Here is a 12,045-nt window from a genome sequence, read left to right as displayed (position 1 = left end):
CGGCCACCCGGAGGGCGCGCGGGCAGCAGAGGACGGGCCGGGCCGCGGGAGAGTGCCCGCAGGGGCGCGCCGCCTCAGCCGCCCGCGAAGGGCGGGAGCACGTCGACCCGCGCACCCGGGGCCAAGGGGGTGTCCAGCGTCGCGGATCGCTCGTTCACCAGATAGCTCGACACGTCCAGGACCGGCGCCAGCGCCGGATCGGACTCGCGCAGGAGCCCCACCAGCGCGCCCAGTGTGGCGGGCGCCTCGTCCGACGGGATCTCCCGCGTGTCGCAGCCCGCCGCCTCGGCGGCCCCCCCGAAGAAGCGGAGGGTCGTCGCCAGCGGCTTGGGCCGGGGGCCGGCCGCGGCCTCCAAGTGGACCACCAGGACCATCGGGTCCGCGTCGTCCTGCTCCAAACGCCACGTCGCCACACCCGTCGCCGTGCGCTCGAACACGCGCTCGACGATGCCCCGCCGCAGCTCGAAGGCAAGGCCGTCGGGGGCGTCCGCCTCCGCGAAGGGGCACGCCGTGAGGACGACGGCCAATGGGTCGTCGGTCCTCGACTGGGCGCCGAACCCCATCGCCGTGAGGAAGAGGCGCACCTTGCCCATGTGCCCGGCGATGCTGAACCCCTCGGCGACCTCCCGGTGGTTGTGCTCGGGGACGTTCATCTCGCTCAGAGCCGCGTCGGCCCACCTGTGCCCGATGGAACGGGCCGCGACCGCCGGATCCTCCAAGTCCGTCCGCAACCACGCGAACACCGAACGGGCGAACTGGCCGAGCATCTGCGCGGCGAACGCCGGATCGGCCGGCATCGAGGTCGAGTACCCCAGCGCGGGGCGCCCCCGCCCTTGCGCGGGCAACTGCTCCCTTTCGATGAGGCCCAGTTCCAGCAGGCCCTCGAGGGTCTCGCGCACAGAGGAGACGTGCAGATCGGACTCCTGCGCCAGCTGCGCGACGGTCACCGGCTGGGCGTGGCGCGAGATGCGCTCGAGCAGCGCGTGCTGGGCGGGCGTCAAGGACACCATTGCCGACAACGTGTCCGCGAGGCGCCTCGGCCGGGCCGTCTCATTCGTCATCATTCGTCCTTCGTCTCGACTGCGTCCATACGCGCGGTCGGCGGCCCGCCGCGCCCGCTCGCGGAGCGCCGCCGACACCCCATCAGTTACTAATTAATCTTGGGATAGTCTACTCGCAAGCGCCCCCGCCCCGCACGGCCATTCCCCCTGCCGGACTCCGCCCGCACCCACAGGGCCACGCGCCCAATGCTGGGCCCCGCCCGCGCCCGGCAGCGCCAACGCGCGGGCACCAGGGCGCGCAACGAGAGGCGGGCGGGCCGCACCAGAACCCGCGATCCCGCATACGCACCACACCGCGGCGCGCAACCAGAGGCGGGCGTCCCGCCCGCCCGCCGGACCGCCCTCAGTCGGACATCCCCCCGCGCGTGCGCGCGGCCTCGCGGCGCCCGTCGCGCGCCCTGTAGACCACGGGCGGCCGGGCGATGTAGCCCACCGGCACCGAGACCGCGTGCACCAGCCTCGTGAACGGCCACAGGCCCAGCAGCAGCAGACCCGCCACGACGTGCAGCTTGAAGGTGAGGGGCACGTCCACCATGAGCTGCGCCTGCGGCTGCAGGTAGAAGATCGAGCGGAACCACACCGAGATGGTCTCGCGGTAGTCGTAGCCGTCGTGGCCGCCCAGCACTTGGTTGACGACCGTCGCCACCGCGCCCAGTGCGACGGGGACCGACAGCATCACGTAGGTGACGATGTCCATGCGGGTCGTCGCCACCCGCACCGACTTGACGACGACGCGCCTGTAGACCAGCGCCACCAGGCCCACCACGGTCATCAGGCCCGCGATAGTGCCCGGGATCGTCGCCACCAGATGGTAGGCGTGCTCCGAGATCCCCACCGCGCTCGTGAACGACTTCGGCACGGCCAGGCCCAGGACGTGCCCCAGGAACACGAAGAGCACGCCGAAGTGGAACAACGGAGACGCCCAGCGCAGGATGGCCGGCTCGTTCCACTGGGAGGAACGGGAGGTCCAGCCGTACTGGTCCGTCTTGTAGCGCCACACGAGCCCGACCGCCAGAAGCGTGAAAACGACATAGGGCAGCACCACCCACAGGACGATATCGACGAGGCCCAGGGCCGCAGGGGCCCCCGCGGGCGCGCTCGCAGGAACGAAGAACATGGCGTCACCTTTCCATCGTGGTGTCCGAGGCGGGGGACGGCGTGGCGCTCAGATCGCCGATGCCGACCAGTTCCGTTGGGGGCCCCTGGCTGACGAGGCGGTGGAAGCCCTCCAGGGTCTTCTCATCGGGCTCGGGCAGGGTCGCCACCAGCGCGTCCAGCAGGCCCGCGTAGGGCGATTGCGCGCTGCGCAGCGCCGTGCGGATCACCTCGATGCCCTCGCGGTTGGACCGCAGCAGCGCCTCCGCCGTGCCCGTCTCGTCGAAAGCGGCGAACTCGAGGACCACGGGCAGGTGGTCGGGCAGCTCCTCGCGCCTCATCTCGAAGCCCGCCCGCCGCAGGACCTCCTTGAAGGCAAGGATCGCCTGGCCCCTCCCCCGCGTGTCCCCGTGCGTGTAGTACGTCAGCCCCAGGGCGCACCGGCGCCTCTGGTCGAAGGTCTCCACGTAGTGGACCTGCATGGCGCGCACCCCGGCCCCCCGGGCGGCGCGCGTGAAGGCCCCCAGGGGCGCGGACGCCTCGTCGGGCAGCGCCGCGAGCTCGGCCTCCACGGCGCCCACCTTCTCCAGGAAGTCCTCGCCGGGGTAGTCCAGCAGCAGCGACACCGCCATGCGCACGGCGCGGCGGTCCGCCTCGGGCATCTCGCGTTCCGGAGCAGCGGCGGGGATGCGGGGGATCCCGACGAAGGTGCTCATCTGACGACCTCGAGGGGCAGCATCGTGCGCCCCTCAGGACTGGATCCGCCCATCGGCCGGTTCGACGTGGCCGGGGCCATGCCGTGGAAGGCCTCGGCGTCGTAGGACACCGGGCAGCCCTCGAGCTCCTTGATGCCGCGCGGCATCTCGGGGTGGGCGGTGGGGATGACGTAGCGGTCGTCGTACTTGGCGATCGACAGCAGGCGGTACATCTCCTGGATCTTCTGCCCGCTCATGCCCACGGACGCGGGGATCGCCTCGTCCCCCTCCCGCCCGACGTACACGTCGCGCATGTAGGAGCGCATCGCGGCCAGGCGGCGCAGGCTCAGCTCCACGGGGGCCGTGTCACCCGCAGAGAACAGGCCCGCCAGGTACTCCAGGGGGATGCGCATCTGCGAGATCGCCGAGAGCAGCACCCTGTGGTCCTCGCCGTCGCTGCCCGAGGCGGTCACCTGGTCCACGACCGGCGACAGCGGGGGCACGTACCACACCATCGGCAGGGTGCGGAACTCGGGGTGCAGGGGCAGCGCGACCTCGTACTCGGTGATGAGTTTCCAGATGGGCGACTGCTGTGCGGCCGTGATCCACGAGTGGGGAACGCCGTTGGCCTGGGCCTGGGCGACCACCTGCGGGTCGAACGGGTCCAGCAGGATCTCGCGCTGGGCGCGGTACAGGTCGCGCTCGTCGGCCTGCGAGGCCGCCCACCCCACGCGGTCCGCGTCGTAGAGCAGGACGCCCAGGTAGCGCAGGCGCCCCACGCAGGTCTCCGAGCACACGGTGGGCTCGCCGACCTCCAGGCGCGGGTAGCACAGCGTGCACTTCTCGGCCTTGCCCGTGTGGTGGTTGAAGTAGACCTTCTTGTAGGGGCACGCCGACACGCACATGCGCCAGCCGCGGCAGGCGTCCTGGTCCACCAGGACGATGCCGTCCTCCGTGCGCTTGTACATGGCACCCGACGGGCACGCCGACACGCACGTGGGGTTGAGGCAGTGCTCGCAGATGCGCGGCAGGTAGAACATGTAGGCGTCTTCGATGGTCTTGGCGACCTGGATGCTCATCTGGTGCAGGACCGGGTCCTGGTCGAGGGTCTCCATGGAGCCGCCCAGGTCGTCGTCCCAGTTCGGGCCCCACTCGGGCTTGTCGATGTGCTCGCCCGTGATCCGCGACTTCGCGCGGGCGGTGGGGATCGCGCGCGAGCCCGCCGGCGCCTGGAGCAGCTTGTCGTACTCGTAGGTCCACGGCTCGTAGTAGTCCGCCATCCCCGGCATCGTCGGGTTCGCGAAGATCTTCGCCAGCGACGCGACGCGCCCGCCCTGGCGGGGCACGAGGCGGCCCGTCGCGGTGCGCTTCCAGCCGCCCTTCCACTTCTCCTGGTCCTCCCAGCCGCGCGGGTAGCCCACGCCCGGCCGGGTCTCGACGTTGTTGAACCAGATGTACTCGGTGCCCTCGCGGTTCGTCCACACCTGCTTGCAGGTGACCGAGCACGTGTGGCAGCCGATGCACTTGTCCAGGTTCATCACCATCGCGATCTGGGCCATGACCTTCATCAGAATTGCACCTCCTGGGAGCGGCGGCGGATCACCGTGACCTCGTCCCGGTTGTTGCCCGTGGGGCCGTAGTAGTTGAACGCGTAGGAGAACTGCGCGTACCCGCCCGCCAAGTGGGACGGCTTGATGAGGATCCGGGTCAGCGAGTTGTGCGTGCCGCCGCGCTTGCCCGACCCCTCGTTCAGCGGCGTGTTGATCTGGCGGTCCTGGGCGTGGTGCATGAACACCGTGCCCTCAGGGATGCGGTGCGAGACGACCGCGCGCGCAGTCACCGTGCCGTTGCGGTTCTTCGCCTCGATCCACTCGTTGTCGCGCACGCCGATCTTCTCGGCGTCGGCCGGGCTCATCCACACGGTCTGGCCGCCGCGGCCCAGCGTCAGCATGTACGGGTTGTCGTAGTACTGGGAGTGGATCGCCCACTTGTTGTGGACCGTCAGGTAGCGCACCGCGACCTCGGCCTGGCCCTGCTGGCCCGGACGGTGGTCGCCCACCGGGCGCTCGCCGTACAGGTGCGCCAGGTCCACCGGGGGGCGGAAGACGGGCAGCGCCTCGCCCATGTCGAGCAGCCAGTCGTGGTCGACGTAGAACTGCGGGCGCCCGGTCAGCGTGTGCCACGGCTTGCGGCACTCGAGGTTCTGCACGAAGGCGCTGTAGCGGCGCCCGCCGTGCTCGGAGCCGGACCACTCGGGGCTGGTGATGACGCTGCGGGGCTGCAGGACCGTGTCCTGGTAGGTGATCTTCTTCTCCTCGTCGCCCTCGGCCAGGAACGCCATCTCGTTGCCCACGCGCTTCTCCAGCGTGCGGAAGCCCTGCGCCGCGAGGGCGCCGTTCGTGGTGCCCGAGAAGCGCAGCGCCATGTTCGCCGCCTTGATGGCGGTGTCGCACAGGGGCATGCCCTCGCCGGCGTTGCCGTCCATGGGGGCGCGGCCGTTGAGGTCGCCGAGCTGCTCGTACTCCGCCTCGACGTTGAAGGCGACGCCCTTGGAGGCCAGGCCGGCCTTGACCAGGAGCGGGCCCATGCGGTCGAACTTGTAGCCGATCTGCGTGTAGTCGCGCTCGATGGGGACCAGCTTCGGCATGGTCCTGCCGGGGGTCCACGTCTGCTCGGGGACGGTTCCCCCCACCATGGTCATGGCGTCCGGGGAGTCGTGGCCCAGCGGCACGGCCACCACGTCCGTCTGCGTCCCCAGGTGGTCGGGGGCCAAGCGGGCCACCAGGCGGGCCAGCGTCTGGAACACCTCGAAGTCGGTGCGCGCCTCCCACGGCGGGTTCACGGCCTCGTCGAAGCAGTGCATGTAGGGGTGCATGTCCGTGGAGGACAGGTCGTGCTTCTCGTACCACGTGGCGGCGGGCAGGACCACGTCCGAGTGCAGGGTCGTCGACGTGTTGCGGAAGTCCGCGACCCACATGAGGTCCAGCTTGCCGGGGTGGGCGTCGCGCCAGCTCACTGACGCGGGGCGGTTGCCCTCGGACAGTTCCTCGGCGTTGACCTCGTTGCCCGTCCCCAGCATGTGGCGCAGGAAGAACTCCGTGCCCTTGGCCGACGAGCCGAGCAGGTTCGTGCGCCAGTTCGCGAGGATCTTCGGGACGTTGTGGTGGGCGTCCGGGTCCTCGATCGCGAAACGCAGGCGGCCGGCCCGCAGCTCCTGGGACACGTACTGGGCGGGGGGCACGCCGGCCTCGGCGGCCTCGCGGCCCAGCTGGGTCGAGCCCTTGGAGAAGGTCGGGTAGCAGGGCATCCAGCCGCGCTGCACCGACTCGACCAGGGTGTCCACCAGCTGCTTGCCGTCCAAGTGCGAGGACTTGATCGGGTTGGCCATCGCCGAGGCCGGGGCGCCGTCGTAGCGCCACTGGCCGGTCGTCATGTAGTACCAGCCCGTGGAGATCATCTGGCGAGGCGGGCGCGCCCAGTCCAGGGCGAAGGTGAAGGAGCCCCACCCCATGATCGGGCGGACCTTCTCCTGGCCGACGTAGTGCGCCCAGCCGCCGCCGTTGCGGCCCTGGGTGCCGCACATCTCGGTCAGGGCCAGGAAGGTCCGGTAGATCTCGTCGGAATGGTAGTAGTGGTTCGTTCCCGCGCCCATGAGGATCATCGAGCGGCCCTGCGTCTCGACCGCGTTGGCGGCGAACTCGCGGCCGATCTTGATGGCCGCGCCGGCGGGGACGGAGGTGAACTCCTCCTGCCAGGCGGGGGTGCCCGGCGTGGAGGCGTCCATGTAGTCGGTGGGCCACTGGCCCGGCAGGCCCTCGCGCTCGACCGCGTAGTTGGCCAGCAGGATGTCGTACACGGTGGTCACGAGGCGGCCGTTGACGCGGCGCACGGGCACGCCACGCAGCACGTATCCACCGCCGATGGAGGCCTGGCCAGGGGCCGCGGGCAAATCGAAGCGCGGCAGGGCGATCTCGACGCCCTCCCACTGGTCGGTCTCCATGATCGACAGCGCCGGGGTCACGCCCTCCAGGTTGAGGTTCCAGTGGCCGGCCCCCTCCTCGCCGAAACGGTCGGCCAGCGTGCCGCCCGGGTCCTTGACCGTTCCGTCCGCCTCGATGACGAGGGGCCGGAACTGGTTGTTCTCGGTGCGCCCGGTGGTGCCCTCGGGCATCTTGTCGGCCGTCAGGAACTTGCCGGGCACCAGGGTCTTCGGGTCGATGCCGTCGTGGGCGCCCTCGCCGACCTCGTTGATCTCCACCAGGAACGGGGAGTCCGTGTAGCGCGTCATGTAGTCCAGGAACATGGGCTCGCGCTTGCCGACGTGGAACTCCTTGAGGATGACGTGGCCCATGGCCTGGGCTAGGGCGCCGTCCGTGCCGGGCTGGACGCGCAGCCAGTCGTCCGCGAACTTCGTGTTGTCCGCGAAGTCCGGGGAGACGACGACGACCTTCTGGCCGTGGTAGCGGGCCTCGGCCATGAAGTGCGCGTCGGGGGTGCGCGTCAGCGGCAGGTTCGTGCCCCACATGATGAGGTACTGCGAGTTGAACCAGTCCCCTGCCTCGGGCACGTCGGTCTGGTCGCCGAACACCTGCGGGCTGGCCGGGGGGAGGTCCGCGTACCAGTCGTAGAAGGAGAGCATGGTGGCGCCGATGAGCTCGTGGAAGCGCGCTCCCGCGCCGTAGGAGATCATCGACATGGCGGGGATGACGGAGAAGCCGGCGATGCGGTCGGGCCCGTACTGCTTGATCGTGTGGACGTAGGCCGAGGCGACGATCTCCATCGCCTCCTCCCACGACACGCGGACCATGCCGCCGCGGCCGCGCTGGGACTTGTAGGCTCGCGCCTTCTCCGGGTCCTCGACGACGTCCGCCCAGGCGTCGACGGGGTCGCCCAGGCGCGCCTTGGCCTCGCGGAACATGTCGAGGAGGACGCCGCGCACGTAGGGGTACTTGATGCGGGTGGGCGAGTACTCGTACCAGCTGAACGCGGCGCCGCGCGGGCAGCCGCGGGGCTCGTACTCGGGCATGTCGGCGCCGGTGGACGGGTAGTCGGTCTGCTGGGTCTCCCAGGTGATGACCCCGTCCTTGACGTAGATCTTCCACGAGCACGAGCCCGTGCAGTTCACGCCGTGGGTGGAGCGCACGATCTTGTCGTAGCTCCAGCGCTTGCGGTAGAAGGAGTCCCCCTCGCGCCCGCCCTCGAGGAAGAGCTGGCGGGCGTCGGGCGAGGCCTTGCCGCGCCGCAGCCACGAGCCGAGTGCGAACAGCGCGGCTCCTGTGGCGGGCGTGGACTGGCCGTCGTAGGTGGGGAAGGCCATCTGCGGGGGTTCGGTGGACGTCATGGGAGCTCCTGGGAGTCGGTCGACGAGGCGGGGGACGGTCGCGGGGAAGCGGGCGCTGCGCCCGCCATCAGCCCGGGTAGGGGGCGCCCTTGCGCGCGTACATGGCCCAGCACAGGACCGCGCACGCGACGCAGAAGACGGCGCAACCCAGGAAGAAGAGCCAGGCGCCCCCGGTGCCCACCGCAGACAGGGCGACGCCGACCAGGAAGGGGCCCAGGGATGCGACCGCGGAGGTGAAGCCGATGGCGCCGCCCGCCTGGCGGGCGGGCATGATCATGGGCATCTGCTTGAAGGTGCCGGCGTTGCCGAAGCCGGAGAAGAGGAACATGGTGAGCATGAGCGCCATGAAGATGTAGAAGTCAGTCCAGCCGGTGGGGTTGCGCAGGACCCAGGCGACGCCGGCCAGGGTGATCGCCATGCCGACGGCGGAGATGAACGTCCAGATGGCGCCGCCCATGCGGTCGCAGAAGACGCCCCACGACATGCGGATCAGCGAGCCGATCAGGGGGCCCAGGAAGGCGAAGGTCGCGCCCAGGACGGGCAGGGCCAGGGAGGACTCCCGGCCGAACTGGTTGTTGATGAGCAGGCCGAAGACGGCGGAGAAACCGGAGAAGAGGCCGAAGGTCATGACGTAGAGGATGGTCATGTACCAGGTGTTGGGGTTGGAGAAGATGTCGAGCTGCTGCTTGATGTTGGCCTTGACGGGAACGTCGCGCAGCCAGATGAACGCCAGGATCGCGGCCAGGACGCACCACGGGACGAAGAAGACCGCCGCGTTGTAGACCCAGATCTGCTCGCCGGCGTGATCGCCGGTGACATGGGTCTGGGGGGCCAGCCACGTCATGCCGAACAGGCCGAAGCCCATGAGGACGGGGCCGACCAGCTGGATGACGCTCATGCCCAGGTTCCCGATGCCGCCCTGCAGGCCCAGGGCGGTGCCCGACAGGCGCTTGGGGAAGAAGTACCCGGTGGAGGGCATGTAGCCGGAGAACGAGCCGCCGCCGATGCCGCACATGAAGGCCAGGGCGAGCAGGACCCAGTAGGGGGTCGTGTTGTCCTGGACGGCGTAGAACCAGCCCAGCATGGGCAGGATGCACAGCAGGGAGGTGATGCCCACCAGCTTGCGGGTGCCGATCAGCGGGGGCAGGAACATGTAGACGAGGCGCAGGATGCCGGCGGCGAGGCCGGGCAGGGCCGTGAGCCAGTAGAGCTGCGACTTGTCCAGGTCGAAGCCGAGGAGCGTGAGCTTCGGGGCGATCGCGCTGGGCAGGAACCACACGCAGAACGCCAGGATCATCGAGTAGGTCGTGATCCACAGGGTGCGCCACGCGAGCGCCGAGTCCCACTTCGAATCGTCGTTGGGGTTCCAGTCCTTCAGGACGTAACGGCTGGCGGTCTTGGCGCCGTCGTCGTTCGCGCTCATGGTTGTCCTCGTGTGTGTGGGGCGTGGCGGGCCGGTGGGCCGACCCGCCGCAACTGTTTTAGTCGGAGACTACCAATACAAATGCTCTGACGGCCCTTTTACGGGCTGAACGGGGGTAACGGGCACTTTTCGTTGCGCTGCCGCGACAGCGGCGCGCCCGGTATACCCCATCCCCGGGGCGCGCGCCACGGACTTTCGTCACAATGGTTTTGCGGAATTAAAACGGGATCATCCCCCGATTCTGCTCATCGTGCGCGACGGGCGCGCGAAAGCGTCCGTGTCCAGGCCGTGGGCGGCGGGCTTGGCCCACATCGCGTCCGCCCACGCGCGGGCCAGCTCCTGGTCGCTGGCGCCCCCGCGCAGCCGGGCGCGCAGGTCGAACTCCTCAGTGGAGAACAGGCACGAGCGTATCTGCCCGTCCGAGGTCAGGCGGGTGCGGTCGCACGCCCCGCAGAAGGGCTCGGACACCGACGCGATGACGCCGACGGTCCGGCGGGGGTCGCCGTCGACCATCCACCGCGCCGCGGGGGCGTGGGGGTCCTCGCGGGGGAGGGGGCTCAACTCGTGGCGCGCCGACATGATGTGGAGGATCTCGTCGACCGTGAGGATCCTTCGGCGGTCCCACGTGTCGGGCGGGCCGATGGGCATCTGCTCGATGACCCGCAGCTCGATGCCCCGCTCCAGGCAGTAGTCGACCAGGTCGGGCAGGCCCGCCTCGTTGACGCCGCGCAGCACCAGGGTGTTGACCTTGACCGGCGCCAGGCCGGCCTCGATGGCGGCGTCGATGCCCGCGAGCACGTCCCCCAGGCGGTCGCGGCGGGTGATCGCGGCGAAAAGCGCGGGGTCCAGGGAATCGAGGGAGATGTTCACGCGCCCCAGCCCCGCCGCCCTCAGCGAGCGGGCGCGCCTGGCCAGCCCCAGCGCGTTCGTCGTCATCGCGAGGTCGGGGGCGCGCCCCTGGTCGGTCGTCAGCTCCGCGCAGCCCGCGATGATCCCCTCCAGGCCCCGGCGCAGCAGCGGCTCGCCCCCGGTGAACCGGACCTGCCGGATCCCGAGCTCCTCGACGCCGATGCGGACCAGGCGGACGACCTCCCCGTCGGTGAGGGTGGCCTCGGAGGGCAGCCAGTCCAGGCCCTCGGGCGGCATGCAGTAGGAGCAACGCAGGTTGCACCTGTCGGTCAGGGACACGCGCAGGTCGCGCGCCACGCGCCCGAAGCGGTCGACGAGGCCCGGGCGCGCAGTCGAGGGCGCCCCGAGGCGCGCGGAACCGGGGGACTGGAGTTCGAGGGGCATGGCGCAACCCTACCGCGCTCCGGGGCGTTCCTCCGGGCAGCGCCCCTGTGCGGCGCGGCAAGCGGCACGGACCGGCCGCGCCCCCTGTGCACTGTGGCGAGCGGCGCGGCAAGCGGTACGGACTGGCTGTGGGCAGCGGCGCTGTACGGCGCGGCGAGCGGTACGGACCGGCTGTGGGCAGCGGCGCTGGAGGACAGGGGCAGGGCGCCGTTCCCAAGCAGCCGGTCCCGCATGTCCGAGGCGAAGGACTCCGGATCCTGTGGGCCGCCTGTGGATCCGAGGCCGGTGCAGACGTCGATGCCGTCCCGGACGCTCATGGGCCAGGGGCGGTGGGCCCAGGCCCGCATGATCTGGACGGCGCGCTGGGGGGGCGCGGCTTTGAACCCGGGGATCATGGTGCGTGGGGCTGCATCCGTTCTCGCTGTGAGCCTGGGTGCGGGGTTAGAAGTAGTCGTCGCCGATCTCCTCACCGTTGGCCTCGGCCTCGAGCTCGTCGAGGGTGTATTCGGTCTGCTGGGGGGACTCCACTGTGAGCAGGATAAGCGTGGGCATTCCTTCGAGGGACACGCTGACCCGCTCGTTGGCGACCCAGAGGGTCGAGGAGTAGTCTTCCCCCTCCTCCGAGTCGCGAGTATCGCCCAGTACTTCGTGAAACGCCCGGACGAAACTCTCGTAGTAGGCGCGGGCCCGGGGGCGTGAGGATTCAGAGTACTCCTCGGGAAGCCAGGCCGATAGGCAGAGAACGGACTCGTCGATGATGCCGTCTGTGCTCACGAGGTATGAGTCTGGCTTCGCGGGCGACATGTCAGAAGTGAAGAGTTCGGGATCCTGTGGGTCGCCTTTGAATCCGAGATTGGTGTACACGTCGATGCCGTCCTGGACGCTCATGGGCCAGGGGTGGTAGGCCCACGCCCGCACGATCTCCATGAAGCGCTCCACCGCAGGGGCGCGGAACTCAGGACCCATGCGCTGCCTCCCCTCCCGCGGGTGTCAGATGTCGAGGGGGCGCAGTAGTTCGGCGGGCGGGAGGATGCCGCCCACGATGTAGTCGCGGAAGACGGGCGCGGCCTGCTCGCCTGTGAAGACCTCCTCGGGGTGGACGTGGATCGTGAAGGAGTCCTCGCCCTTTTCCCATTC

At 70.1% G+C, this 12,045-nt stretch carries 8 protein-coding genes; all 8 read right to left on the bottom strand.

All coding sequences use genetic code 11. The features are described from left to right. Positions 1-74: 74 nt before the first annotated feature. Positions 75-1,064, bottom strand: a complete 990-nt coding sequence (locus BH719_RS07690) for a MoaD/ThiS family protein (RefSeq protein WP_009744259.1) — start codon at positions 1,062-1,064, stop codon at positions 75-77. Positions 1,065-1,404: 340 nt separating this feature from the next. Beyond that, complete coding sequence (gene narI, locus BH719_RS07685; RefSeq protein ID WP_009744258.1) at positions 1,405-2,178, bottom strand: respiratory nitrate reductase subunit gamma; 774 nt, start codon at positions 2,176-2,178, stop codon at positions 1,405-1,407. 4 nt (positions 2,179-2,182) lie between these two features. Beyond that, entirely contained in the window at positions 2,183-2,872 is a 690-nt protein-coding gene (narJ, locus tag BH719_RS07680; protein ID WP_009744257.1) for a nitrate reductase molybdenum cofactor assembly chaperone, read from the bottom strand. After that, on the bottom strand, positions 2,869-4,419 hold the full coding sequence (gene narH, locus BH719_RS07675; RefSeq protein ID WP_009744256.1) for a nitrate reductase subunit beta: 1,551 nt from the start codon (positions 4,417-4,419) through the stop codon (positions 2,869-2,871). The genes narJ and narH overlap by 4 nt, the downstream gene beginning before the upstream one ends. Continuing rightward, positions 4,419-8,192 carry a nitrate reductase subunit alpha gene (locus tag BH719_RS07670; protein WP_009744255.1) on the bottom strand — a complete coding sequence of 1,258 codons (3,774 nt, stop codon included), beginning with the start codon at positions 8,190-8,192 and terminating at the stop codon, positions 4,419-4,421. The genes narH and BH719_RS07670 overlap by 1 nt, the downstream gene beginning before the upstream one ends. Positions 8,193-8,259: 67 nt before the next feature. Next, entirely contained in the window at positions 8,260-9,615 is a 1,356-nt protein-coding gene (locus BH719_RS07665) for a nitrate/nitrite transporter (RefSeq protein ID WP_009744254.1), read from the bottom strand. A gap of 228 nt (positions 9,616-9,843) precedes the next feature. Next, positions 9,844-10,908 (bottom strand): GTP 3',8-cyclase MoaA, encoded by a 1,065-nt coding sequence (moaA, locus tag BH719_RS07660; protein WP_009744253.1) that lies wholly within the window; start codon positions 10,906-10,908, stop codon positions 9,844-9,846. Between the two features lie 441 nt (positions 10,909-11,349). Next, the gene (locus BH719_RS07655; protein ID WP_009744252.1) at positions 11,350-11,874 is read right to left on the bottom strand and encodes a DUF6301 family protein; all 525 of its coding nucleotides are present in this window, start codon (positions 11,872-11,874) and stop codon (positions 11,350-11,352) included. Positions 11,875-12,045 lie beyond the last annotated feature (171 nt).

The sequence above is a fragment of the Pauljensenia hongkongensis genome (genome assembly GCF_001746855.1).
GTDB classification, from domain to species: Bacteria; Actinomycetota; Actinomycetes; order Actinomycetales; family Actinomycetaceae; genus Pauljensenia; species Pauljensenia hongkongensis.
The sequence above is the reverse complement of the archived record's forward strand: the minus strand, read 5'-3'. Positions and strand labels throughout refer to the sequence as shown.

Coding starts and splice junctions, on each gene's coding strand:
- BH719_RS07690 (WP_009744259.1), bottom strand. CDS start 1,064: ATGATGACGAATGAGACGGCCCGGCCGAGGCGCCTCGCGGACACGTTG.
- narI (WP_009744258.1), bottom strand. CDS start 2,178: ATGTTCTTCGTTCCTGCGAGCGCGCCCGCGGGGGCCCCTGCGGCCCTG.
- narJ (WP_009744257.1), bottom strand. CDS start 2,872: ATGAGCACCTTCGTCGGGATCCCCCGCATCCCCGCCGCTGCTCCGGAA.
- narH (WP_009744256.1), bottom strand. CDS start 4,419: ATGAAGGTCATGGCCCAGATCGCGATGGTGATGAACCTGGACAAGTGC.
- BH719_RS07670 (WP_009744255.1), bottom strand. CDS start 8,192: ATGACGTCCACCGAACCCCCGCAGATGGCCTTCCCCACCTACGACGGC.
- BH719_RS07665 (WP_009744254.1), bottom strand. CDS start 9,615: ATGAGCGCGAACGACGACGGCGCCAAGACCGCCAGCCGTTACGTCCTG.
- moaA (WP_009744253.1), bottom strand. CDS start 10,908: ATGCCCCTCGAACTCCAGTCCCCCGGTTCCGCGCGCCTCGGGGCGCCC.
- BH719_RS07655 (WP_009744252.1), bottom strand. CDS start 11,874: ATGGGTCCTGAGTTCCGCGCCCCTGCGGTGGAGCGCTTCATGGAGATC.